General features: G+C 67.6%; 18 protein-coding genes. 4 read left to right on the top strand and 14 right to left on the bottom strand.

Annotation, left to right across the window (positions count from 1 at the left end; translation table 11 throughout):
• Positions 1-13: 13 nt before the first annotated feature.
• The 11 genes from J2W23_RS15840 to J2W23_RS15790 form a co-directional block, all read right to left on the bottom strand.
• Complete coding sequence (locus J2W23_RS15840) at positions 14-769, bottom strand: ABC transporter ATP-binding protein (protein WP_176660723.1); 756 nt, start codon at positions 767-769, stop codon at positions 14-16.
• A complete protein-coding gene (locus tag J2W23_RS15835) occupies positions 766-1,728 on the bottom strand; it encodes a branched-chain amino acid ABC transporter permease (protein ID WP_307649396.1) in 963 nt (320 codons plus the stop codon). Before J2W23_RS15835 ends, J2W23_RS15840 begins: the two co-directional genes overlap by 4 nt.
• Positions 1,725-2,645 (bottom strand): branched-chain amino acid ABC transporter permease, encoded by a 921-nt coding sequence (locus tag J2W23_RS15830; RefSeq protein ID WP_176660725.1) that lies wholly within the window; start codon positions 2,643-2,645, stop codon positions 1,725-1,727. Before J2W23_RS15830 ends, J2W23_RS15835 begins: the two co-directional genes overlap by 4 nt.
• A gap of 149 nt (positions 2,646-2,794) precedes the next feature.
• On the bottom strand, positions 2,795-4,000 hold the full coding sequence (locus J2W23_RS15825; RefSeq protein WP_257864290.1) for an ABC transporter substrate-binding protein: 1,206 nt from the start codon (positions 3,998-4,000) through the stop codon (positions 2,795-2,797).
• Positions 4,001-4,193: 193 nt separating this feature from the next.
• A complete protein-coding gene (gene atpE / locus J2W23_RS15820; RefSeq protein WP_013538854.1) occupies positions 4,194-4,433 on the bottom strand; it encodes a F0F1 ATP synthase subunit C in 240 nt (79 codons plus the stop codon).
• A gap of 143 nt (positions 4,434-4,576) precedes the next feature.
• Complete coding sequence (locus tag J2W23_RS15815) at positions 4,577-9,298, bottom strand: RICIN domain-containing protein (protein ID WP_307649395.1); 4,722 nt, start codon at positions 9,296-9,298, stop codon at positions 4,577-4,579.
• A 144-nt stretch (positions 9,299-9,442) separates the two neighbouring features.
• Positions 9,443-10,294: a class I fructose-bisphosphate aldolase gene (locus J2W23_RS15810; RefSeq protein WP_307649394.1), complete on the bottom strand. Its 852-nt coding sequence runs from the start codon at positions 10,292-10,294 to the stop codon at positions 9,443-9,445.
• A 44-nt stretch (positions 10,295-10,338) separates the two neighbouring features.
• Complete coding sequence (locus J2W23_RS15805) at positions 10,339-11,319, bottom strand: aldo/keto reductase (RefSeq protein WP_307649505.1); 981 nt, start codon at positions 11,317-11,319, stop codon at positions 10,339-10,341.
• Between the two features lie 11 nt (positions 11,320-11,330).
• A complete protein-coding gene (locus J2W23_RS15800; RefSeq protein WP_176660729.1) occupies positions 11,331-12,356 on the bottom strand; it encodes an ABC transporter permease in 1,026 nt (341 codons plus the stop codon).
• The gene (locus J2W23_RS15795) at positions 12,353-13,888 is read right to left on the bottom strand and encodes a sugar ABC transporter ATP-binding protein (protein WP_307649393.1); all 1,536 of its coding nucleotides are present in this window, start codon (positions 13,886-13,888) and stop codon (positions 12,353-12,355) included. The genes J2W23_RS15800 and J2W23_RS15795 overlap by 4 nt, the downstream gene beginning before the upstream one ends.
• Before the next feature lie 28 nt (positions 13,889-13,916).
• A complete protein-coding gene (locus J2W23_RS15790) occupies positions 13,917-14,963 on the bottom strand; it encodes a substrate-binding domain-containing protein (protein ID WP_176660731.1) in 1,047 nt (348 codons plus the stop codon).
• 180 nt (positions 14,964-15,143) lie between these two features.
• Between J2W23_RS15790 and J2W23_RS15785 the strand changes: the two genes are divergently transcribed.
• From J2W23_RS15785 to J2W23_RS15775, 3 genes are read left to right on the top strand one after another with little or no spacing between them, the layout of a single operon-like run.
• Positions 15,144-16,691, top strand: coding sequence for an FGGY family carbohydrate kinase (locus J2W23_RS15785; protein WP_307649392.1), 1,548 nt, complete (start codon positions 15,144-15,146; stop codon positions 16,689-16,691).
• Positions 16,688-18,448 (top strand): glycerol-3-phosphate dehydrogenase/oxidase, encoded by a 1,761-nt coding sequence (locus tag J2W23_RS15780; RefSeq protein WP_307649391.1) that lies wholly within the window; start codon positions 16,688-16,690, stop codon positions 18,446-18,448. The genes J2W23_RS15785 and J2W23_RS15780 overlap by 4 nt, the downstream gene beginning before the upstream one ends.
• Positions 18,449-18,450: 2 nt before the next feature.
• Entirely contained in the window at positions 18,451-19,212 is a 762-nt protein-coding gene (locus J2W23_RS15775; protein ID WP_176660734.1) for a GntR family transcriptional regulator, read from the top strand.
• 16 nt (positions 19,213-19,228) lie between these two features.
• Here J2W23_RS15775 and J2W23_RS15770 read toward each other — a convergent pair whose 3' ends face one another.
• From J2W23_RS15770 to J2W23_RS15760, 3 genes are read right to left on the bottom strand one after another with little or no spacing between them, the layout of a single operon-like run.
• Positions 19,229-20,122 carry a DMT family transporter gene (locus tag J2W23_RS15770; RefSeq protein ID WP_307649390.1) on the bottom strand — a complete coding sequence of 298 codons (894 nt, stop codon included), beginning with the start codon at positions 20,120-20,122 and terminating at the stop codon, positions 19,229-19,231.
• A gap of 8 nt (positions 20,123-20,130) precedes the next feature.
• Positions 20,131-23,247, bottom strand: a complete 3,117-nt coding sequence (uvrA, locus tag J2W23_RS15765) for an excinuclease ABC subunit UvrA (protein ID WP_307649389.1) — start codon at positions 23,245-23,247, stop codon at positions 20,131-20,133.
• Positions 23,248-23,265: 18 nt separating this feature from the next.
• Positions 23,266-24,645 (bottom strand): chloride channel protein, encoded by a 1,380-nt coding sequence (locus tag J2W23_RS15760; RefSeq protein WP_307649388.1) that lies wholly within the window; start codon positions 24,643-24,645, stop codon positions 23,266-23,268.
• Positions 24,646-24,761: 116 nt separating this feature from the next.
• On the opposite strand from J2W23_RS15760, the gene ssb reads away from it, so the two are divergent.
• Positions 24,762-25,319, top strand: coding sequence for a single-stranded DNA-binding protein (ssb, locus tag J2W23_RS15755; RefSeq protein WP_307649387.1), 558 nt, complete (start codon positions 24,762-24,764; stop codon positions 25,317-25,319).
• The last annotated feature ends 107 nt before the right edge of the window (positions 25,320-25,426 follow it).

The raw sequence follows: 25,426 nt of genomic DNA, 5'->3' as shown, positions 1-25,426 counted from the left end.
GTTGTCGCGGCGCTCATGCGTGTCCTTCTGCTTCAGTGCCCAGGTACACCGCCTGCACGTCGGGATGCCCGCGCACTTCGTCGGCCGTGCCGCTCATCAGCACGCGGCCCTGCACCAGCACGGTGAGCCGGTTGGCCAGGCGGAACACCGCATCCATGTCGTGCTCGATCAGGAGGATGGCCATCGATTCACGCAGCGATTCGATCAGCTCCACCATGCGCGCCGATTCGTCCGGGCCCATGCCGGCCATCGGTTCGTCGAGCAGCAGCAGCTTGGGGTCGGCCGCAAGCGCCAGCGCCACGTCGAGCGCGCGCTGCGCACCGTGCGGGAGCGTGCCCGCGATGCGGTCGCGCTCGCTGCCCAGGCCCACGCGGTCGGCCAGCGCAACGGCGCGTTGCACCAGGTCGCGCTCCGTCGCGCGCGGCGCCATGAAGCGCAGGCTGCTGCCTGCATGGGCCTGCGCCGCGAGCATCAGGTTGTCGTGCACGGTTTCCTTGGCGAACACGCGCGTCACCTGGAAGCAGCGCGACATGCCGGCCGCCACGCGCTGGTGGTCGCGCAGCTTGGTGATGTCGATTTCGTCGAGCAGGATGCGGCCCGCGTCGGCCTTGAGGAGGCCCGTGATCAGGTTCACCAGCGTGGTCTTGCCTGCGCCGTTGGGGCCGATCAGTGCATGCACCTCGCCGCGTTCGACGGTGAGGCTCACATGGTCGGTCGCCAGCAGGCCGCCGAAGCGCTTGACCAATCCTTCGATTCTGAAAAGGCTCATGGTGTTGCCTTGGTGAGTGACGCTGCGCGGCGGCGGCGCGCGAGTGCGGCCAGTCCCTTGGGTGCCCACAACGCGACGGCGATCAGGAGCAGGCCCAGCGGCATGTGCCAGTGCTCGGTGTGCTGCTTCAGGAACTCTTCGAGCAGCAGCCAGACGATGGCGCCCACGGGCCCGCCCCAGCTGCGGCCGAGGCCGCCGATCACCACCATCACCAGCAGCGTGGCCGATTGCGTCCAGTGCATCGTCGCGGGGCTGACGAAACCGTTGCCGCCTGCAAGAAGCGCACCCGCCAGTCCGGCGATGGCGCCGGCAATCGCGAACGCCACCAACTGCAGCCGGAACACCGGATAGCCCAGCGCCCGCATGCGCGTCTCGTTGTCGCGGATGCCCATGAGCGCATGGCCGAAGCGCGATTGCGTCGCGCGGTGCAGCCACCAAAGCGCGAGCGCCACGATGACCAGCACGACCCAGTAGAAGTTCGATTCGTTGCCCAGGTCGAGCCCGGGCAGCAGCGTGGGCCGGCTCATGAGCGTGTAGCCGTCGTCGCCGCCATAGCGGCGCAGCGACACCACCACGAAGTACAGCATCTGCGCGAAGGCCAGCGTGGTCATGATGAAGTACACGCCGCGCGTGCGCAGCGCCACCGTGCCGATCAGCGCGGCAACGATGCCGGCCACGAGCGCGGCCAGCGGCCACATCACCCATGCCGACATCACGCCCGCATCGCTGAGCGCGACCACCGTGTACGCGCCCATGCCGATGAAGCCCGCATGCCCGAGCGCCACCATGCCGCCGAAGCCGAGGATGAAGTTGAGGCTCGCCGCGGCCAGCGCCACGATGAGCACCCGGCGCACGAAGCCGATGTAGAAGTCGAGCCCGAAGAGCGGCGCGACCAGCGGAAACGCCGCGAGCAGCACAAAGACCAGCCCGAGGCCGAGATAGCGTGAGGACGTCTTCATGCGCGTGCCGAGAACAGCCCCGAGGGCCGGAAGATCAGGACCACCACCATCAGCGCGTACATCGCGACTTCGGCGAAGAGCGGGCCGAGGTCGGCCGCGGTGGCGGGCGGCAGCGTGGCGCGCAGCAGCATCGGCACGAACGCGCGGCCGATGGTGTCGACCACGCCCACGAGGAGGGCTGCCACGAAGGCGCCGCGCACCGAGCCGATGCCGCCGATCACCAGCACCACGAGCGCCGGAATCAGGATGGCCTCGCCCATGCCGACCTGCACCGCGACGATCGGCCCCATCAGCGCGCCGGCCAGCGCGGCGAGCGCCGCACCGAGCAGGAACACGCCGTTGAAGATGCGGCCCACGCGCACGCCCATCAGCTCGGCCATCGGCCGGTCGGACGCGCCCGCGCGCACTCGCATGCCGATGCGCGTGTGGTTCACCAGGAGGTACAGCGCGAGCGCCACCAGCAGCCCGCCGATGAGGATCACGAGACGGTAGGCCGGGTAGGGCAGGCCGTCCATCAGGTTCACCGGGCCCGAGAGTGCGGCGGGCGTTGGCGCCATCACGGGCGATGGGCCCCAGGCCATCGTCACGATGTCGTCGGCCACCAGGATCACGCCGAAGGTGGCGAGCACCTGCGCGAGATGGTCGCGTGTGTAGAGGCGGCGCATCAGCAGCACTTCGAGCAGCAATGCCACCACCACGGTGACCGCCACCGCGATCACGATGGCGGCGGTGAACGAGCCGGTGCGCGTGTGGGCCTCGGCCGCCACGTAGGCGCCCGACATGAACAGCGAACCGTGCGCGAGGTTCAGCACGTCCATGATGCCGAACACCAGCGTGAGGCCCGCGGCCAGCAGGAACAGCATCAGGCCGTAGCCCAGGCCGTTGAGCAGCTGCTCGAGAACAAGAATTCCACTCATAGGATGAAGAGCGTTGCCCGTGGTTTCATTCGAGAAACACCGAGGAACCGGCTTTGCCGGGCCTCAGGTGTTGCCCCCGGTAGGGGGAAGGAGAAGCGACACGAAGTGCGCGCAGCCTGGGGGCGAGCTTTGTTCCGCCTGGGGGCGAGTTACTTGAGCGGGCACTTGTCGGCGTAGCTGTCGCCGTAGTTGGTCAAGACAGTGTTGATCAGCTTGTTCGTGACCTTGCCCTGGGCATCCTTGCCGATCACGCGCAGGTAGAAGTTCTCGATGGGGTAGTGGTTGTTCGCGTACTTGAAGGCGCCGCGCGTGGAGGCGTAGTTGGCCTTCTTCAGCGCGGCGACAACGGCTTCGCGGTTCTGCGCGTTGCCGCCCGATTGCTTCACGGCCGCGTCCATCGCGAGGATCGCGTCATAAGCCTGCGCTGCATACACCGACGGGTAGCGGCCGTTGTATTCCTTGCGGAACGCGGCCACGAACGCCTTGTTGGCGGGGTTGTCCAGGTCGTGCGCCCAGTGCGAGGTGTTGAAGAGGCCGAGCATCGGCTCTCCGACGGCACCGATCACGTCTTCATCGGCCGAGAAGCCGCTGGTCACGAGCGTGATGTCCTTCGACAAACCCGCACCCACGAACTGCTTGATGAAGTTGATGCCCATCGCACCGGGCAGGAAGAAGTAGATCGAGTCGGGCTTGGCCGCGCGCAACTGCGCGAGCTCGGCGGCGTAGTCGATCTGGCCGAGCTTGGTGTAGAGCTCGTCGGCCACCTGGCCCTTGAACTGGCGCTTGAAGCCGCCCAGCGCATCCTTGCCGGCGGGGTAGTTGGGGGCGATGAGCACGGTCTTCTTGAAGCCGCGGTCTTGTGCGAACTTGCCGGCGGCTTCATGGAACTGGTCGTTCTGGTAGGCGGTGCCGAAGAAATACGCATTGCACTGCGCGCCCGCGAACTGGCTCGGGCCGGCGTTGGCCGAGAGGTACGGCACCTTGGCGTTGAAGAGCGTGGGGCCCACGGCCAGCGCCACGTTGGAGCCGATGGGGCCGCTGAAGATGTCGATCTTGTCGCGCTGGATCATGCGGTCGACCAGCTGCTTGGCCTGGTCGGGGCTGCCGGCCATGTCGGCCTGCACGAATTCGACGTCCTGCCCGCCGAGCTTGCCGTTCAGTTGCTTGATGCCGAGCGCGAAGCCGTCGCGCGCCTCGGCACCCAATGCCGCGAAAGGCCCCGAGATGTCGAGGGCCAAGCCCACCTTCACGGGGGCGGCCATGGCCGACGCTGCAGTACCAAGGGCTGCGCCGCAGAGCAGCAGCGAGAGCAGGGTGCGCGGCAGCGCGGGCGACTTCGGGGACAGGTGGCTCATGGATTCTCCGAGAGGGGAAGGATGAAACGACGCACCGGCACCGCGTCATGCAGCACCGGCAACATCGAACCGTTGATGGCTAAATACTTTAGCCGTAAACGATTTAGTGTCAACGGTGCTAGCACGAATGGTGCCAGTGAATCGTGTCACTTCCTGGTGCGGAGGCCCCGTTTCCGGGGCTCCTGAGCCGCATTCAGCCGAAGGGGTTGGCCGTCGCAAACCAGAGGCCGATGCCGGTGGCGATGATGAAGGCGCCGTCCGTCACGCCCGCGATCAGGAAGAACTTGGTCTGCAGCACGTCGACCATCTCGGGCTGGCGTGCGGTGCTCTCTAGGAACTTCTGGCCGACCAGTCCGATGCCCAGGCAAGAGCCGAGCGCTGCGATGCCGATCAGCAGGGCGACTGCGAGGGGAAGGATGTTGAAGCCGGTCATTGTGTTTTCTCCTGGTGGTTGGTTGATCGATGGACGTACTTTCCCGCAACGGGTGCGCACGGTCCATGACGTGGGAGGTCATGCCCAGGGCGAAAAAAAGCCGGCCGCGGGAAGCGGCCGGCTTTCAGGGGAGCGTCAAACGGTCAGGGCAACTGGGTCCAGCTCTGGTTGGTGCCGCCGTTGCAGGTCCAGGTGATCAGCGCGGTGTCCTGCGTGGTCGAGCTGTTCGGCACGTCGAGGCAAGAACCCGAGGCGCGGTTCTTGATCGCGCCGCCCACGAGGCTCCACTGCGTCGTGTCGCCGGCCGAGCAGGCCAGCTGCACCACCGCCGCGTTCGTCGTCGCGGTGCCGCTCTGCGCCAGGCACAGGCCGCTGTGCTCGGCCTTGAACTGCAGGTAGCCGCCGGTGAGGCTCGTTACCGTGAACCGCTCGTTGTTCGCATTGCCGCACGGCCACTGCACCGCCGTCGCGCCGCTGGCGGTCGACACGCCCTTGATGTTCACGCACAGGTTGCTGAGGTTCGAACGGATGCGGGTGATCGTCGGCGTCGGGTCGCTGTCCTGCGACCGCACGTACTCGCGAATCGCCACCACGTCGGCGGGCGGCAGGCTGCTGGCGTTGCCGTGGCCGCTGGCGAGCACGTCCTGCAACGTGGCGGCCTGGCCGTTGTGGAAGAAGGCCGCGGTGTTCCAGCTGCCCAGCAGCGTCGGCGTGTCGAAGCCCACACCCGCCAGCGGCTGGTTCATGCCCTTGCCCGACGAGAGCTGGATGGTGCCCACGTCGTGCCGCTGTCCGTCGCGGAAGGTGGCGCCGGTGTGGCAGGTCACGCACTGCGCCGAGGCGAACAGCGCCTGGCCCCGCGCCGCGTCGACGCTGAGGCTGCCGTCGGCGTTGCGCGCCGGGCTGCGCATGTACTTGTTCAGCGAGGTCAGGTAGGCCGCGAGATCGTCCAGCTGCGCGTTCTTGCCGGCCTTGGGCGCACCCAGCGGGTCGGAGGTGGCCGCGAAGTCCGCGTTGCTCAGGAAGCCCGTGCCCCCGAATTCGTTGCGGATGTCGTTCTCGAAGTCCTGCACCTCGTCGAAGTTGGCCGTCCAGTGCAGCTTGCCGTGGCCCAGGCCTCGCTTGCCCATGAGGCTGATGGTGCGGCGCAGGCCTTCTCCGCGCTGCGTGAAGTCCCACACCATCCCGTCGTCGCCGGCATCCGCATGGCAGCTTGCGCAGGAGATGTAGTTGTCCTTGCTCATGCGCCGGTCGGATGCGTTGTAGAACACCTGCTTGCCGCGCAGTGCCGCGGGCGACATCGGCTCCTGCGCGACCGTCGAGACGTTCTGCAGGAAGACCGGCGCCGCCGTCTCCGAGGCCAGCACCGAAGCCACGTCGTGCACCGACACCGAGCGCGCGAGGAAGTTGTTGACGAACAACCGCTTTCTCGCCGCGTCCAGGTACAGGCCGTGCGGCGCGCTGCTGGCGTTGATCTCGCCGCGCACCGAGCGGCTGTACGGATCGACGATGGCCACGCGGTTGCCTTCCATTTGCGCGACGAACAGGTAGTCGCCCGACGGCGAGAACAGCGCGGCGCGTGCCGGTGCCCGGTCGTCGAAGTCGATCTGCTCGGCGAACACTTCCGCGGCCGTCTGCAGGTTGACCTGCGAGAGGATGGAACGCACCGTCTGGTCGTGCACCAGGTTGTTGCCGTCCCTGAACTTGCCGCGCACGATGTTGTCCTTCTTCGAAGGCAGCACCGCCCGCATGCCGTCCGGCGAGATGATCACCTGGCTCAGGTAGTTGGCGACGCCGCGCGCACGGCTCTCGGTGTCGACCGTGGTGGTGTCCACCGGCAGCGCGATGGTGGTCATCGCGCTCATGCTCTGCAGGTTCACCTTGTGCAGCTGGCCGCCGGTCATCTTGGACTTGAAGCGCGTGACGTAGGCCACCTGCGCATCGGAGTTGACGGCAATGCCGCGCAGGTTGCCTTCCAGCGCGACCGCGCCGGTGGTGCTGCCGTTGCTCGGATCGAAGCTCATCAGCACCGACTTGCTCTCCAGCGTCAGGAGGCCCTTGGCGCCGTCGGGCGTGAAGGTCACGCCGTAGGGGCCGCTGCCGTAGGCGAGCGGCACGGTGGCCGAGACGCTGCCGTCGGCCGCGTTGAGCGCCACCAGCTTGTCCTCGCCCTGCACCGTGACCCAGATGCGGCCGTCGGGACCGACCGCCAGCGTCTTCGGTTCTTCGCCCACGCGCACTTCCCAGCGCTTGGCCAGCGTCTCGGAGTTGATGGCGGCGACCGTGCCGCTGTCGGGGTTGACCGAGTACACCGAGTTCGCGTCGCCCGCGATGTTGGTGGTGTGCGTGGGCGGCCGCGCCGTGGTCGGGACGATCACGGTGAGGTTGTAGGTGTAGAAGGTCTCGCGGCCGTTCGCATCCTTCACCGTCAGCGTGACCGTGAAGTGGCCGGGGCGCGTGTAGGTGTAGGTGTAGTTCGGCTGGTTCGAGTAAGCGGTCTGCGTGCCGTCGCCGAAGTTCCAGCGGAACTGCGCGCCGCTGCTGCCGAGCGTGCCGGGGTTGAACACCAGCTGGCCGTTGACGAGCTTCGGTCCGCCGCCGATGCCGGGGTCGCCGATGATGGCCTGCCCGCGCAGCGTGTTCACCTCGGTGTCGGACAGCACGCGGCCGTAGACGCGCACCTCCGCGAGCGTGCCCTTGAACATCGCGGTGTTGCCCTGGATTTGACCCAGCACGTTGAACTTGTTCGCGAGGCCCTTGGTCCCTGTGAGGCCCGCCGAAGTGGTCTTCACGCCGTCGACGTACACCGCCTGCGCACCCGAGGCCGCGTCGCGCGTCAGCACCACGTGGTGCCAGTTGCCGTCGTTCACCGCCGCGGTGGAAGTGGTGCCGCCGTCGTTGCCGACCGAGAGCTTGATGCGCCCGTTGCTGTCGAGCCAGCCCCAGAACACGTCGTCCGCGCCGCCCGACTGGTCGCGCCCGAAGATGCCCGGCGCGGTCCACGAATTGGGGCCGCCCGCCTGCGTCGTCTTCATGTAGAAGCTCAGCGATGCGGTGCCGCCCAGCACGGTGGCCACGGAATCGTTCTTCAGCGGCACACCGGCGGTGCGGTTCGCGAAGTTCAGGCCGATGCTCTCGAACGCATCGCCGGTGGCGGGCGTGCCGTTGTTGTTGGCGATCTGGTCGGAGAGGTTGCCCGCCAGCGTCCAGTAGTGCATCAGGTTGATGTCGGTCGCGTTGCCGGTGTTGAAGGTCGAGCGGTAGTCCGCGCCGATGGCGTTGCCCGCATAGTCCTTCAGGCCGTTGGCCGGCAGGAACACCTCATAGCTCGTGCCCGGTTGCAGCGGCTGCTCGGGGTGGAAGTTGACGATGCCCAGCTGCACGCTGTAGGTGCCCGCCAGCGTGTTGCCACCCACCGGGCGCACGATGAAGGTGTTGGAATTCACGCTCTCGGGGCGGATGTTGTCCGTCATGCCCAGGCCGATGCGGGAGGTCAGCGCCTGCTGCTTCGCCCCGTTGGCGGGCGAGACCTGCTTGACTTCAGGCTTGGTGATGTCGGGGTCCACCGAGTGCACGACGAAGCCGCTGCCCGAGCCGTGGTCGTTGCCCACGAAGACCAGGTTGCCGAACATCGCGACCTGGCCGTTGTCCGAATGCGAGAAGTTCGGGTCGTCCTCGCGCAGGATGCTGCCGCGGCCCACCTCCACGTGGTTGAGCGGATTGCTCACATCCACCTTGTGGATGCGCGTCTGCGCGCCTTGAATGACGTAGTTGTCCTGCGTGGCGCAGTACAGCTGTTCGTCGATGACCAGCCGGTTGTCCTCGGCCACGAAGCGCGATCGGTCGCTGAGGTCGTAGCTGTACATCTTCGCGCCGCTGTTGCGCGTGGAGACGTGCAGGTTCCGGCCGTCGAAGCAGGTCGCGTAATAGAACGGCGTGGTGCCCACGATGGAATCGAGCACCTTGGGATTGAGCGGGTCGGAGATGTCCAGGCTCGCGAAACCGCCGTTGCTTTCCATGGCGGTCAGCACCATGTGGTTGCCCATCGTGAAGATCGGGCCGAGTCGGAAACCGCCGAGTTCGCCGGTGGGCACCGGATTGGGCTTGCCCGCGCCGCGGTTGGCGACCACGGCATTCGCGGGGTCCCTCGCATCGACGATGAACATGCCCCGGCCCGCCGACGCCACGTACAGGTAGGGGGCCTGCCACCAGAGCTGCCAGGCCACGTTCTCGTAGTCGCCGGCGTTGACGCCGGGCAGCGCCAGCTTCTTCACCTGCTTGATGTCGTTGATGTCGGTGAAGTCCCAGAACTCGACACCGTTGATGCTGGGCAGTACCACGTAGGTCTTGCCGCCGATCTTCGCGGTGCCGAAGGAGTGTGTCTCGCGGAACTCCTTGGTGCGACCACCTGTGGCGTCATCGGGCTCGTAGATCTTCTTGACGAGCTTGATCTGGCGCGGGTTCGACACGTCGTACAGCAGGAAGCCGCCCGGGCCGAGGCCGCTGTCCGGCGCGAAGGAAGTGAGGAAGTAGCCGTTGACCATGATGCCCGCGTTCATCCCGTAGTCCTTGCGGCCCGGGTAGGTGGCGGGCACCTCGCGCGATTCGTAGGCGCTGCTGTGCGCCGGATCGAGCGGGTGGTTGGGGCTGGTGATCATCGACACCGGCTTGAACAGTTCCGCCGAGGTGTAGGTGAGGTTGCCCAGGCCCGGTCCCTGCAGCGGGAGCGGGTCGGCCACGGCTTCGGAGACCGCCGTGGCCATGTTGCTGAGGGTCGTCATCGGACTGACCCCGGTGATTGCCGCGTGCGTCAGCAGTGTGACGAACGGCACCATCAATGCCATCACGTAATACCGGATCTTCATCGTTGCCTCCAAGTTGTTAGAAGTTCGCAGGGGGACCCACTGACTCGTTTCTTCTCTGGCTCGACTTGCAAAGTGCGCGCGCAGGACGCACCCCGGCAGGCGATGCGAATCGCCTGCCGTAAAACCCTCTCCCTGACGGCAGCGTTACTTCGTGCCGCCCGATTCGTAGATGTCCCAGGCCGCCTCGGCGCTGGCATCGCGGTGGATCATGGCCATCAGTGCACTGACCACCGCCGACGGATTCGCGTGCTGATAGACGTTGCGCCCGTACACCATGCCGACCGCGCCCTGGTCCAGCAGCGTGCGCGAACGCGCGAACACCTGCTGCAGTTCCTCGCGTCCGCCGCCGCGCACGAGCACCGGGCAGCGCGCGGCCTGCACCACGCGGTGGAAATCCTTCGGATCGCTGGTCGGGTCGGCCTTGACGATGTCGGCGCCCATCTCGCGCGCCAGGCGCACCAGCGTCACGATTTTCTCGGCATCGCCGTCGACCTGGTAGCGGCTGCCGGGCGTGGGCGACTGCATCACCAGCGGCTCGATCATCAGCGGCATGCCGTAGCGGTCGCAGTCGGCGCGCACGCGCGCGATGTTCTGCACGCACTGGCGGAACAGGTCGGGTTCGTTCGGCAGCATGAACAGGTTCACGACAACGCAGGCCGCGTCGCGCTGCACGGCGGGCAGCACCGGGTCGTGCTCGTTCTGCAGCTGGGCCCACATCACGCGGTGCAGCGTGGCGTTGTAGGGGTTGCCCATGTCGATGCGCATCACCAGCGCCGGCTTGTCGCGGCCGGGGCGGTCCTGCAGCAGGTCGGACTGGCCGTAGTTGAGCTGGAGCGCATCGGGCTTCGCGGCCACGAGCTTGTCGATGACCTGGGGCATGTCCTCCAGGCCGTCGAGGAACGAGGGCTCGTTGCACACGCCGTGGTCGAGGGCGATGTCCAGGCAGCGGCCGTTGGTGAGCAAGCGGTTGAGCCGTGCTGTCTTGTCTTTCGACATGGGAAAGAACTCCTTGTTGGGGTCGGAAATGAAGAGGGTCGGTATCAGGCGAGCGCGGAGAGGTGGCGCTTCGCCGCAGCGTCGATCAATCGAAGGGCTTCATCGCCCAGCTCGACCGCGCCGGCACCGGCGTTCTCGATGGCCTGCTGGCGCACGCGCGCGCCGCAGAGCGCAACGGCCACCGTGCCGCGCGCGACGGTCCACGCGATCATCATCTGGCCGAACGAGCAACCGAGCTTGGCGCGCAGTGGCTCGAGTTCTTCGAAGAAGGCCTTGAGCGTCGCGCGGTTGGCGGCGCTGAAGCGCGGGTTGGTGGCGCGCTGGTCGTCGCCCTTGAACTCGCGCTCGGGGTCGATCGGGCCGGCGAGCAGGCCGAGCGCCAGCGACGAGTAGCCGAGCACCGCGACGTTGTGCTCGCTGCACAAGGGCGCGAGCGTCGTCTCGATCTCGCGGTCGATCAGGCTGTAGCGCTCCTGCGCCGCATCGACCGGGCCGTAGCGCAGGTATTCGGCGAGCGTCTCGGGGCTCACGTTGCTCACGCCGATGGCGCGGATCTTTCCCTGCTTCTTCAGGTCGAGCAGCGCGTCCATGGTCTCGGCCACGGGCGTGGTGCTGTCCTGCCAGTGCGTGATGTAGAGGTCGATGTAGTCGGTCTGCAGGCGCTTGAGGCTCTCTTCGCACTCATGGAAGATCGAGTCGCGCCCGAGGAAGCGGTACACCGGATGGCCGTCTTCTTCGAAGAAGTGCGTACCTTGTTGTGTGTGCCAGACGAGGCCGCACTTGGTGGCGATCACCGCCTCTTGCCGGCGCCCCTTGAGCGCGGTGCCGACGATGCTTTCGGAGCGGCCGAGGCCGTAGGCCGGCGCCGTGTCGATCAGGTTCACGCCCGCGTCGAGCGAGGCCTGGATCGCGATGACGGCGGCCGCGTTGTCCCCGCCGCCCCACATCCAGCCGCCCATGGCCCAGGTGCCCAGGCCGATGGCCGAGCATTCGATGCCCGACGGGCCCAGCGTGGTCTTCTTCATCTGCAGTGCGCTCATCGCGTTTTCTTTCTCGTGTTCATGATGTGGTCGATGGTCACGGCCGCGAGCAGGATCAGCCCCTTGATCACGTCCTGCCAGTAAGGCGATACGTCCAGCAGGATCAGCGAGCTGGTCACCACCGAGAGCAGGGCCAGGCCGAGCACCGCGCCCAGCACCGTGCCCGAGCCGCCCTTGAGGCTGGCGCCGCCGATCACCGCTGCGGCGATCACGTTCAATTCCATGCCCATGCCGAAGGTCGGCGTGGCGGCGCCGAAGCGCGCGGTGTAGATCACGCCGGCCAGGCCCGCCGAAGCCGAGCACAGCACTGTGACCCAGAACTTCACGCGGCCCACGCGAATGCCCGAATAGAGCGCCGCCTTCTCGTTGCTGCCCGTGTAGAACACGCGGCGCAGGAGCGTCGAGCGGCGCAGCACGAAGTCGCTCACCACCACAATCGCCAGGAAGATCAGGATGACCGCCGGCACACCGAAGAGCGTGCCCTGGCCGATGAACTTGAACTCCGCCGGCAGCGAGAACAGCGACTGCGGCGTGCCCTGCGTGAGCGCGAGGCACAGGCCCCGCACGATCACCATGAAGGCCAGCGAGGCGATGAAGTGATTGAGGCCGATGCGCGTGACGCAGCCGCCGATCATCGCGCCGATGAGTCCGCACATGCCGATGGCCACCAGGCTCGCGAGCCAGGGGTCCACGCCCATCAGGAAGAGCTTGCCCGTCACCACCATCGCGAAGCACACCACCGAGCCCACCGAGAGGTCGATGCCGCCGACGATCAAAAGGATCGTCATGCCCACCACCACGATGCCTTCGATGGAGAAGGACAACAGCATCGCGCGCACGTTGTCCCAGGTGAGGAAGTAGGGCGATGCGAAGCTCATCGCGATGCACAGCGCCGCGATGATCAGGAGCAGCCCTGCTTCTCGCATGCTCGTGAGTTTGTTGGCGGGCTTCACGGGATCGCCTCCTGACTGTCCAGATTGCCGTGGGGGAAGGCCCGCATCGAGTTGTGCCGGGTAGTTCATGCTATTTCCTGTTCGCAGAGTCCGGAAGCCAGCCGGAGCAGCGCCTCTTCCGTCATTTCGTTCGATTCCAGTTCGCCCGCGACCTGGCCGTCGCGGATCACCAGGGCCCGGTCGCACAGCCCGATGATTTCGGGCAGCTCCGAAGAGATCACGATCACGCCCACGCCCTGGTTCGCGAGCTCGCGCAGGATGTGGTGGATCTCCGACTTCGCGCCCACGTCGACACCGCGCGTGGGCTCGTCCATCAGCAGCACCGACGGGTTGGTGGCCAGCAGCTTGGCGATGGCCACCTTCTGCTGGTTGCCGCCCGAGAGGCTGGAAACCTCGATGGCGACGCCGTCGGACTTCAGGTTCAGCTTGGCGCCCAGCGTCTTCGCGAGCTTGTGCTCGGCCGAGCGCTGCAAGAGGCCCCAGGCCGAGCTCACGCGGCCGAGCGCCATCGACGACACGTTCTGCGCGATCGGCAGGTCGAGGAACACGCCGGCGGCCTTGCGGTCTTCGCTGAGGTAGGCGATGCCTGCGCGCAGCGCGTCGCTGTACTTGCGGATGGTCAGCGCCTTGCCGGCGAGGCGCACGGTGCCGCGCTTGGCGACGCGCAGGCCGCAGATGGTTTCGGCGAGTTCGCTGCGGCCGGCGCCCATGAGGCCCGCGATGCCGAGGATCTCGCCGCGCTTCAGTGCAAAGGAGACACCGTGCACGCGTTCGCCGTCGGCGATGTCGTTCACTTCGAGCACGGGGCCGGAGGATTCCGAGGTCGAGGACGCGGCCTGCTTGGGCGGGTAGTAGTTGCCGAGGTCGCGTCCGACCATGCGGCGCACCAGCTCATCGGGCGTCGACCCGGCCAGCGGTCCGCAGTGCACATTGCGCCCGTCGCGCAGCACGGTGACACGGTCGCAGTGCGTGAAGATCTCGGCCATGCGATGGCTGATGTAGATGATGCCGATGCCCTGCGCCTTCAGGTCGTGCAGCACGCGGAACAGCGCCGCCGACTCGTTGTCGGTCAGCGCGGCCGTGGGCTCATCGAGGATCAGCACCTTGCAGTCGAGCGTGAGTGCCTTGGCGATCTCCACCAGCTGCTGGCTGGAGATGCTGAGGTCGCCAACCGGCGTGGCGGGGTCGATGTCCTGCCCCAGCCGGCGCAGCACCTTGGCCGCGCGTTCGTTGAAGCTGGCGTAGTTCATCCACGCCGCCTTGCCGGCGTTGATCTCGGGCATGAAGATGTTCTCGGCGACGGTCGCGTCGGCGCACAGCGCAATCTCCTGGTGCACCAGGCCGATGCCCAGGCGCATCGCGTGCGCCGGGCCGTCGATCACGACCTTCTGGCCGTTCAGCAGGATCTCGCCCTCGTCGGGGCGGTGGATGCCGTCGATGATGTTCATCAACGTCGACTTCCCCGCGCCGTTCTCGCCGCACAGGGCGTGGATCTCGCCCGCTTGCAGCGAGAAGTCCACGCCCGAGAGCGCGCGCGAAGCGCCGAAGCGCTTGCTGATGCCACGCAGTTCGAGCAATGCAGAAGAACCCACAGCGCTCATTCGGCAACCTCCGCGCTATGCGCTGCGCTCATTCGCCGATTCCCTTGGTGCCGCGGCGGGCGAGGTACTTGTCCCAGTAGAAGTCGTCGGCGTTGGCCTTGCTGACCACCGCGAGGCCGTTGTCCAGGAAGGGCACCGACATCGGGTTCGTGCCGTTGCGCTTGGCGTCGTTCATCGGGTCGATGAGCGAGGGGTTCTTCGCCAGGAACAACATCATCATGCCCATGTAGCCCTGCATGCCCTGGTTCGGGTTGATGGCGCCGAACACGTCGCCCGACTTGATCATGTCCAGGATCTTGGCGTTCACGTCGCAGCACATCACCTTGATGTTCTTCTTGGTCTCGACCTTGGCCTGCGCCGCGCCGAGCGCCGAGTTGGCCTCGGGCATGAAGAGCGCGCCCAGGTTCGGGTTGGCTTGCGCAAGGCTCAGCACCGCCTGGTAGGCCTTGTTCGGGTCCTGGTTGCTGGCGGCGCGGCCGACCAGCTTCATGCCCGTGTGCTTGGTCTTCATGCGGTTCACGAAGGCGGCGATGCGGCGGTCGTGGTTGTCCTGGCCCGGGTTCTCCAGCACGGCGTATTCGCCCTTGCCGTTGAGCGATGCGGCAATCGCGTCGGCGGCCTGGGTGCCTTCGCGGTCGTTGTCGGAGGTGACGAACGAGGTGCGCTTGGAGTTCGGCGAATCGGCCGCGAAGGTGACGACCGGGATGCCCATCGCCGCGGCGCGGTTGATCGGCTCGATGAACGGATCGGGGTTCATCGGATGCAGCAGGATGCCCGCGGGCTTGCGCGCCAGTTCCTGCTCGAACGACGCGAGCTGCTTGTTCACGTCGTACTCGGGCGTGCCGGTGTAGCGAGTGCGAACGCCCAGCGTGCGGCCGAGCTGCTTCATCATTTCGTAGACCGGGAACCAGTACTCCACGCCGGAGACCATCACGTTCATCACGTAGACGTCGCTGGCATTGCCGCGCAGGCCTGTGCCTGCAGCGGGGGCAGCTGCTTGCTGTTGCGCGAATGCGCTCGCACCGGCCAGGCCGATACCGGCGGCGGCTGCGGACTTCAGGAAATTACGCCTCATTCTTTGTCTCCTCACGTTGACTGGCAGAGCTTGCGACCTCTCTTTTCGAGCAGGTCTTCGGGACCTCAGTGTCACATCAGTTGTTATGACAGGCTAGAATGTAATCCCGGCCCGATTGCCCCGAGTACTAGGGGAAACGCTACTGGCGATGGGCTTTTTTTCCGCCGAAGCTGTTATGACATGATGCCAAACATACTGATCGGCGTGGACATGGGCTCGAGCAGCCTGAAGGCGCTCGCCCTCGAAGCCGGAAGCGGCCGCGCCGTTGCCCTGTCCCGCATGCCTTTGCCGCACGACCGGCTCGCCGGCGGCGGTTGCGAAGTCGGCGCCGCCGCCATTCGCGCCGCGCTCACCCATGTGCTGCGCGACGTGGCCCACCAGCTCGGTCCGCGCGCCGCAGAAGTCCGCGCCATGGCCTGCACCGGCCACGGCGCCGGCCTCTACGCGCTCGATGCGAACAACGAACTGGTCGGCGGCCGTGCCGTCGCCTCCACCGACCAGCGGGCCGATGCCCGCGCGCGGACGCTGGCCAAAAGCCAGGGCGCGCAGCTCTTCGAAGACGTGGGCTGCGGTCCCTGGCCAGGCCAGCCGACGGTGATCGCCGCCGAGCTGCTGGGTGCCGATGCCGTGCAGCGCGGCGAGTTGCGCCGCCTGCTCTTCGCCAAGGACTACCTCGGCTACCTGCTCACCGGCGAGATCGCCACCGACGCGAGCGATGCGAGCACCGCCGGGCTGGTGTCGCTTGCCACCGGTGGCTGGTCGCAGATCGCCTTCGAGGCCTCGGGCCTCACGGACCTGGGCGCACACAACTTCGGCCCGATCCTGCCGAGCGGCACGGTGCTCGGCAAGCTGCGCGCCTCCGAGGCTGCGCTGTGCGGCCTGCCTGCCGGCATTCCGGTCGCGATGGGCGCCATCGACCTCCTGGCCTCGATGACCGCCATCTGCGCCGAAGGCCGCGGCCGCGCGGTGCAGGTGTTCGGCACGTGGTGCGTGAACGCCGTCATCGGCCCGGTCATGGAACCCAAGCCCGCAGTCGCCTCCATCGTGAATTTCGGCCGCACGCACGAGCGGCTCTACATGGAGAACAGCCCGTCCTCGATGGCCAACATCGCGTGGCTCGCGGGCGTGCTCGCGCTGCCCGATGCACGCGCGGTGGTCGACCTCGCGATGACCGTGCCGCTCGGTGCGAACGGCCTGCGCTTCGCACCTTTCATCAACGGCGGCGGTGGCGTGACGGCGGGCTTCGTGGGTTTGAAGAGCCATCACACCCGCGCCGACATGGCACGCGCCGTGGTCGATGCCGTGGCGGCGCTGCATGTGCGCCAGACGGCGCGCCTCGCAGCGGGCGGCCTCGCCGTTTCCGCCTCGACCGTGCTGGGCGGCGGTGCGAGCGATGCGCGCCTCGTGCGCCTGCTCGCCTCGTTCCTGGGCCGCCCGGTCGAGCGCTGCGCCGACGACGAGACCGGTGCGCGCGGCGCCGCGCTCTATGCGGCCATGTCGCAGGGCCTGGACGACGCGGCCGAGGGCAGCGCGCTGCTCGCGCCGTGCGACCTCATCGAACCCGATGCAAGGGACGCACGCGCCCATGCGGATTTCAACGCCGATTTCAACGAACTGATCGACAGCATGTCACCTGTTTTCACCCACATCGCGGGCGGTGCGCAGAGCGCCGCACGGCCGCCCGAAGACGCTCGCACCGCAGCGCGCAGTGCGGAGGTTTCTCCATGAGCGCATGGCAACTTCCTTTCGTGCGTCCCGCCTCCTTGGCGGATCGTCATTTCTCCACTGTGATCGTCGGCGCCGGCATCAACGGCGTCGGCGTGTTCCGTGACCTGTCGCTGCAGCGCGTCGATTGCCTCATCGTCGACAAGGGCGACTTCGGCGCCGGCGCCAGCAGCGCGCCCTCGCGCATGATCCACGGCGGCCTGCGCTACCTGGAGAACGGCAGCTTCTCGCTGGTGGCCGAGGCCACGCGCGAGCGCAACCTGCTGCTGCGCAACGCGCCGCACCTGGTGCGCCCGCTCAAGACGGTGGTGCCGCTCGCGAACTTCTTCGGCGGGCTCATGAGCAGCGCGCTCAAGTTCTTCGGCCGCACGCCGCCGCAGCGCACGCGCGGCCTCCTGGCGGTGGCATTGGGACTGCGGCTCTACGACATCCTCGGCCGTCGCCAGCGCGTGATGCCGGGACATCGCATCAGTCGCGTGCCGACTAACGACCGCAGCCTCTTCCGCGCGGCGATCCGCTGGACCGCGACCTTCTTCGATGCGTGGATCAGCCATCCCGAATGGCTCATCCTCGAACTCATCGGCGATGCCTGCCGCGACCAGCCGCGCTCGGCCGCCGCCAACTACTGCCGCGTGATGGGCTGCGCGGGCAACATCCTCACGCTGCGCGACGAACTCACCGGCGCATTGGTGCGCGTGACCGCCGACACCGTGGTGAACGCCACCGGCGCATGGCTCGACCGCAGCGCGGCCGTGCTTGGTGGCGCCGGTCCGCGCGTGATGGGCACCAAGGGCTCGCACCTCGTGCTCGACCATCCCGCGCTGCGCGATGCGCTCGACGGCCGCATGGCGTATTTCGAGGCCGTGGACGGGCGCGTGTGCATCGTCTATCCGTTCCTCGACCGCGTGCTCGTGGGCTCCACCGACATCCCGGTCGAAGACCCGGACCAGATCGTCACCGAGCCCGCCGAGGTCGACTACCTCATCGACGTGCTGCGCGAGGTGTTCCCCAACATGGCCTTCGGTCGCGACAACGTGGTCTACACCTATGTCGGCGTGCGGCCGCTCGCGCGCTCCGATGCCGACAAGCCGGGCCAGATCTCGCGCGACCACTCGGTGGTGGTCGATCCGCCGAGCGCGACGCGCGACATTCCCATCGTCGGCCTCGTCGGCGGCAAGTGGACCACCTTCCGCTCGCTCGCCGAGGAGGCGACCACCGAAGTGCTGCAGCTGCTGGGGCGCTCTCGCACGGCATCGACCGAGCTGCTGCCCATCGGCGGCGGTGCGGACCTGCCGGCCGATGCGGCCGCGACCGAGCGCTTCATCGAGAAGATGACGGCCTCGGGCATGGGCCGGGCGCGTGCGCTGACGCTGCTCGCGCGCTACGGCTCGAAGGCGCTGCCGCTCGCGCAGCGCCTCGCCGCCTCGGGTGACGTGCCGCTGCAACATGCGCCCGACTACTCCGCCGCCGAACTCTCGTACCTGTGCCTGGAAACCGGCGTGGTGCACCTGGACGACCTCGTGATCCGCCGAACGCTGCTGGCCATTCGCGGCCTCGTCACCGATGCCGCGCTCGCTGAAATCGCGGGCATCGCGGCCGACGCGCTGGGTTGGGACGCGGCGCGCGCGCACAAGGAGCTGCGCACCTGCACCACCGCCTTGCGCGAGCATCACAACGTGCGCCTGCAGGCCGTGGCGCCCGACGTGGCGCCTTCTTTCGATGCATCATTGATGGCCAGCTCCGCCCTCGGCCAGTCCTAAAAGTGAACAGTCCCAACGACACCCTGTCGACCGTGCTCGACCGCAACTCCGAGTCCCCGCTGTGGGCCCAGTTCCGCGATGCGATCCGCCTGCAGATCCTGCAGGGCGTGCTGCCCATCGGCGCCAAGCTGCCGTCCGAAGCCGAGCTGGGCGACCAGTTCGGCATCTCGCGCATCGTGGTGCGCGAAGCCCTGGCCGACCTGGTGCGCAACAACCTCATCTACAAGATCAAGGGCCGCGGCGCTTTTGTCTCGGCACGCGAGCGCGACGAGGACTTCGTCTCGACGGTGCTGGGCTTTTCCGACGAAATGGAACGCAAGGGCCGCTCGGTGCGCACGCAGATCCTCACGCAGGAATTGCGCGCGCCCACCGAGCAGGAGGCCGCATCGCTCGGGCTCACCGAGCCCGATGCGCAGGTTGTTGCGCTCAAGCGCCTGCGCAGTGTCGATGGCGAGCTGCGCCTGCTGGTCGAGACGGTGGTGCCCGCGGACCTCACGCCGGGGCTGCATCGCACACGGCTGGACGACCGGTCGCTCTACGACGTGCTGCGCCGCCAATACGGCCTGCGCCTGGTGCGCGCCGAGCGCTGGATCGACGCGGTGCTGCCCGATGCCGCGACCTGCGAACTGCTCGACCTGCCGCACCCCGAGCCGCTCCTGCGCATCGAGTCGATTGCCTACGGCGCGAACGGTCGGCCGCTGGAGCACTATCGCGCGCTGCACCGTTGCAAGACGAGCCGCCTGCACGTGCAGACGACGACCTGACCGAGCTTCTTCTCGGTCAGGCCCTGGCGGCGTTGCTGCGCGAGGGCCAGAGCACAGAGGCGATCGCCACCATCATCAGCGCCACGGCGACCCAGTCCTGCCAATGGACGACCTCGCCGAGCCATACCGCGCCGCTGAACACGCCGAGCACGGGGATGAACATCACGCTCAGGGTCGAGGCAATCGGCGGCAGGCCCCGTGCGAGGTAGAACCACGCGGCATGCGCGAAGCCGAAGATCAGCACCGCGTTGTAGAGGATCGACCCCCAGGTCACGTGGCCGGGCCAGTGCCATTGGTCGCGCTCGAAGAGGAGCGAGAGCACCGTCATCACGAGGGCCGTCATCGCCGTCATCCAGAACGAGAGCGTGAGCGTCGGCAGTCCGATGCGCGTGTGGCGCAGCAGCTGCGTGCCCAGCGCCCATGTCGCCGCGGCCACCAGCGCCAGGGCCACATAGCCGGGGCGCCCCGCGAGGTCGGTGAGTTCGTGCCACAGCAACAGTCCCACGCCGATGGCGCAAGCGCCTACGCCGAGCCACGCACGCCGTGTGAGCACCGCGGCGAACAGCAGCGCACCGATGACCGCCGAGAACACCGGCATCGTGTAACCCAGGATCGCCGCGCGCCCGCCCGACAGCGCCTTCACCGCGAGGATGATGCAGGCGTGCCAGACGAACATGTTGGTCGCGCCCAGCCACACCAGCTCGGGCCAGGCGCTGCGCGGCACACGGAACGGCACCTTCATCCACACGAGTGCAAGGCCCAGCACCGGCAGGCCCAGCCAGATCGAGATCGCGCGGAAGGCGAGCGGTGGGTAGTCGGCCACGCCGAGCTTCATCACCGGCCAGTTGAAGCCCCATGCGAGGGTCAGGAGGACGAGCAGGACGAACTGGCGCGGGGTGAAGGAAGGCATCGCGAGGCTTACAGCAAACGCTTGAGATAGCGCCCCGTGTGGCTTGCCTCGTTCGCCGCGATGTCTTCCGGCGTGCCTTCACCCACTACCGTGCCACCGCCGGCACCGCCTTCGGGGCCCATGTCGATGAGCCAGTCGGCCGTCTTGATGACGTCGAGGTTGTGCTCGATCACAACGATGGTGTTGCCCGCGTCGCGCAGCTGGTGCAGCACCTTCAGCAGCAGCTCGATGTCGGCGAAGTGCAGGCCGGTCGTCGGCTCGTCCAGGATGTAGAGCGTGCGGCCGGTGTCGCGCTTGCTCAGCTCCAGCGCGAGCTTCACGCGCTGCGCCTCTCCGCCCGAGAGCGTGGTGGCCGACTGCCCGAGCTTGATGTAGCTGAGGCCCACGTCCAGCAGCGTGCGCAGCTTGCGCTCGATGGTCGGCACGGCCTTCAGGAACTCGTGCGCGGTCTCGACCGTCATCTCCAGGATCTGCGCGATGTTCTTGCCCTTGTACTGGACCTCGAGCGTCTCGCGGTTGTAGCGCTGGCCGTGGCACACCTCGCAGGGCACGTACACGTCGGGCAGGAAGTGCATCTCGACCTTCACCACGCCGTCGCCCTGGCAGGCCTCGCAACGGCCGCCCGCCACGTTGAAGCTGAAGCGGCCCGGGCCGTAGCCGCGCTCGCGTGCGGTGTTGGTCTCGGCCATCAGCTCGCGGATCGGCGTGAAGAGGCCGGTGTAGGTGGCCGGGTTGCTGCGCGGCGTGCGGCCGATGGGCGACTGGTCGACGTTGATGACCTTGTCGAAGTACTCGATGCCCTCGACCGACTCGTGCGCCGCCGGTTCCTCGTGCGCTCGGTAGAGCGTGCGGGCCACGGCGGTGTAGAGCGTGTCGTTCACCAGCGTCGATTTGCCGGAGCCCGAGACGCCGGTCACGCAGGTCAGCAGGCCGACGGGGAAGGCGACGCTCACGTTCTTCAGGTTGTTGCCGGTGGCGCCGACGACGCGGATTTCCTGCAGGTCGGTCTGCGAAGCGATGTGGGCCGCTTCGCGCGCGGCACGCCGTTCGGCCGCGGGGCTCTGCGGAAAGCGCGAGGGCTTCTTGCCTTCGTTGAAGGCCGGCTTCTTCACGGCCGGCAGCCACGCGGTGCGGTGCTTGGGCACCTCGATCTTCTTCGTGCCCGAGAGGTACTGGCCGGTGAGCGAATCGGGGTTGGCCGACACCTCGGCGTAGGTGCCCTGCGCCATCACGCGCCCGCCGTGCACGCCGGCGCCAGGGCCCATGTCGATGACATGGTCGGCGGCGTGGATCATGTCCTCGTCGTGCTCGACCACGATCACGCTGTTGCCGATGTCGCGCAGGTGCTTCAGCGTGCCGATGAGCCGGTCGTTGTCGCGCTGGTGCAGGCCGATGCTGGGCTCGTCGAGCACGTACATCACGCCCGTGAGGCCCGAGCCGATCTGCGACGCGAGGCGAATGCGCTGCGCCTCGCCGCCCGAGAGTGTCTCGGCGCTGCGGTCCAGGCTCAGGTAGTTCAGGCCCACGTCGTTGAGGAATTTCAGGCGCAGGCCGATCTCGCGAACCACCTTGTCGGCGATGTCGGCCTTGGCGCCGCGCAGCTTGAGCGTCTGGAACCAGGCGAGCGAATCGCGCAGCGTGAGGTGGCTCAGCTCGAAGATCGCCATGCGCGGCGGCTCGCCGCCATCCGCCGGGCGCGCCGATTCATCGACCAGGAACACGTTGCGCGCCTCACGACGAAGGCGCGAGCCGCCGCAGTCGGGGCACGGCTGCAGGTTCCGAAAACGCGCGAGGTCTTCGCGCACCATCACCGAATCGGTCTCGCGGTAGCGCCGCGTCATGTTCGGGATGATTCCCTCGAAGGGATGTTTCTTCGTGAGCTTCTTGCCCGCGAAGTTGCCCGACTCCATGGTGTAGTTGAACTTGATCTCTTCAGCGGCCGAGCCGTGCAGCAGCACCTGCTGCACCGAGGCGGGCAGCGATTCGAAGGGCGCCTCGACGTCGAACTTGTAGTGCTTCGCGATGCTCTCGATCATGCTGAAGTAATAGCCGTTGCGGCGGTCCCAGCCCTTGATGGCGCCGCTGGCGATCGAGAGCGACGGGAAGGCGACGACGCGCGCCGGATCGAACACCTCGCGGTGGCCGAGGCCGTCGCAGCTCGGGCAGGCGCCCACGGGCGAGTTGAACGAGAAGAGGCGCGGCTCCAGCTCCGACAGCGAGTAGTGGCAGACCGGGCAGGCGAACTTGGCGTTGAACAGGTGCTCCTTGTCGGGCGCGCCCTCGGCGCCGAGTTCGAGCGCGATCGCGCGGCCTTCGGCCAGGCGCAGGGCGGCCTCGAAGCTTTCGGCCAGGCGCTGCTGCATGTCGGGGCGCGCGCGCAGGCGGTCGATGACCACGTCGATGTCGTGCTTCTCGGTTTTCTTGAGCTTGGGGAGGTCGTTGTATTCGTAGGTCTGGCCGTCGACCCGAAAGCGCACGTAGCCCGCGGCCTGCATCTCGGCGAAGAGCTCGAGGAATTCGCCTTTCTTCTCGCGCGCCACGGGCGCGAGGATCATCAGGCGCGGCTCGTCGGGAATGGCCAGCGTCGCATCGACCATCTGCGAGACCGTCTGCGCCTGCAGCGGCAGGTGGTGGTCGGGGCAGTAGGGCGTGCCGGCGCGGGCGTAGAGCAGGCGCAGGTAGTCGTGGATCTCCGTCACCGTGCCCACGGTGGAGCGGGGGTTGTGGCTGGTGGCCTTCTGCTCGATGCTGATCGCGGGCGAGAGGCCCTCGATCACGTCAACGTCGGGCTTGTCCATCAGCTGCAGGAACTGCCGCGCGTACGCCGACAGGCTTTCGACATAGCGCCGCTGGCCTTCGGCATACAGCGTGTCGAACGCCAGGCTCGACTTGCCCGAGCCCGACAGGCCGGTGATCACCACCAGCTTGTTGCGCGGGATGTCGAGATCGACGTTCTTCAGGTTGTGGGTGCGCGCACCGCGGATGCTGATGCGCTGCTGCGCCAGCACCGCGCCGAGGTAGGTGTCGCGTTCGCGTTGTGCGTCGCGTGCGCTTTCCTCTTGGGCGGCGAGTTCTTCAGTGGCTTTGGAATTCAAGGGGGCGATCGTCCGAGGGCAACCGGACATGATAGACCGCCCGCGATTTCATGGCGAGCGCGCGGGTTCCGGCGGTTCGGGCGTGGGAGCTTCCGGCGGCGGATGCACCGGTTCCGCGCTGCCGATCGCCTTGCCCACCACGTACTCGGCCAGCGTGTCGTACAGCGGCCGGCTGATCATCCGCGAGACCAGGCTGGCCAGCATGGCCGCGGCCATGAGGCTCAGCACCATCGAGTGGCCGTCGACCATTTCCATCACGATGATGAAGGCGGTGAGCGGCGCCTGCGTCACCGCGGCCAGGAAGCCCGCCATGCCCATGGCGATGAGTGCCGGGCCCAGGTCGCTGCTGGCCAGCCGGGCCACCGCGTCGCCGATGCCCGCGCCGATCGACAGCGACGGCGCGAAGATGCCGCCCGGCACCCCGCACCAGGCTGTGAGCCAGGTGGCGACGAATTTCAGCACCGTGTAGAGCGGCGTGAGCTCGTCGTGGCCCTGCAGCATCTGCTTGACCGCCTCCGAACCCGCGCCGAAGGTGACGCCGCCCGTCGCCAGCCCGATGACCGCCACCGCCAGCCCGCCGCAGGCCGCGAAGCGCACCGGAAAGCGTGCCCGCCAGCGGTTGAAACGCCCGGGTGTCCCGGTCAGCGAAGCGGTCAGGAGCCGCGCGAACAGCCCGCCGGCCGCGCCGCTCAAAAGGGTGACCAGCAGGCCGGGCCCGAGCGCATCCCAGCCCAGGCGCGGCACGCGGATCACGCCGAAGTAGCTGGTATTGCCGAAGGCCGACACCGCCACCAGGCCCGCCAGCACGATGGCCGTGATGATCAGCCCGCTGGAGCGCGCCTCCAGCCGCCCCGACAGCTCTTCGATGGCGAACACCACGCCCGCGAGCGGCGCGTTGAAGGCCGCCGCGATGCCGGCCGCCCCGCCGGCCACCAGCAGTGCGCGCCCGTCGATGGTCGTGTGGGGCGAGAGCCAGCGCCGCGCGTGCTGCATCACGCCAGCCGCGACCTGCACCGAAGGCCCCTCGCGTCCGATCGACAGGCCCGCCGCGAAGCCGGCCACGCCCAGGCCGATCTTGGCGACTGTGAGCCGGAGCGACGCGAAGACGAAGCGCCGCTCTTCGGGCAGCGCCGGGTGCAGCGCCGCCTTGATCTGCGGAATGCCCGAGCCGCCCGCGCCGGGAAAGAACCGCAGCGTGGCCCAGACGATGCCCGCGGTGATGAGCGGCGTCGTCAGCAGCACGGCCCAGGGCCAGGTGCGATAGAAGGAGTGGAACCGGCCGAAGACCCAGTCGCTCGCGAAGGTGAAGCCCACCACGAAGAGCCCGGCCGCAATGGCGTAGCCCAGCACGATGGCCCGGTCGAGCCAGACGCGGCCGCTGCGCAGCTCGGCGCGCAGATGCTCGAAAAAGTCAGGTTCTCGGTTCATCGGTGCGGTCCATTCTGGCATTCGGGCGCGATGGCGCGGGCTCCGACCGGCTGCCTTGGGGCACAATCTCCGGTTCTTTTTCCTCCTCCTTCATCTACTTATCAGGGGCAGTGCATATGGCATCGGTCAATAAAGTCATCGTCGTCGGCAATCTGGGGCGCGACCCCGAAATGCGTACCTTCCCGAGCGGCGACCAGGTCGCGAACGTCACAGTGGCCACCACCGATCGCTGGAAAGACAAGCAAAGCGGCGAAATGCGCGAAGCCACCGAGTGGCACCGCATCGTCTTCAATGGCCGCCTGGCCGAAATCGCCGGCCAGTACCTGCGCAAGGGCTCGCAGGTGTATGTCGAAGGCTCGCTGCGCACGCGCAAGTGGACCGACAAGGACGGCATCGAGAAATACACCACCGAAATCCGCGCCGACCAGATGCAGATGCTGGGCAGCCGCCAGGGCCAGGGCGGCCCGTCGGCCGGTCCTGAAGATGACGGCGGGTATTCGCAAGGCGGCGGTGGCGGTGGCTACTCGCAAGGCGGCAATGGTGGCGGCGGCGGTGGTGGCTATGCCCCCCGCGCTCCGGCTGCGGCACCCCGGGCCCCCTCGGCTGCACCGCGCCAGGCACCGGCCAAGTCGTCGTCGGGCTTCGACGATATGGATGACGACATTCCGTTCTGACCTGACGTCCTCTCCTGCATGACCGAGGCTCCCTCATTGCTGCTTCGGTCATGCGTCTTGCCCGGGAGATCCTCGTCCCCGGCAACGCCTTGAACCCCATCCCGCAG

This window comes from Variovorax boronicumulans (genome assembly GCF_030812215.1).
Classification (GTDB): domain Bacteria; phylum Pseudomonadota; class Gammaproteobacteria; order Burkholderiales; family Burkholderiaceae_C; genus Variovorax; species Variovorax boronicumulans_C.
This window is presented reverse-complemented; position numbering and strand designations above follow the sequence as displayed.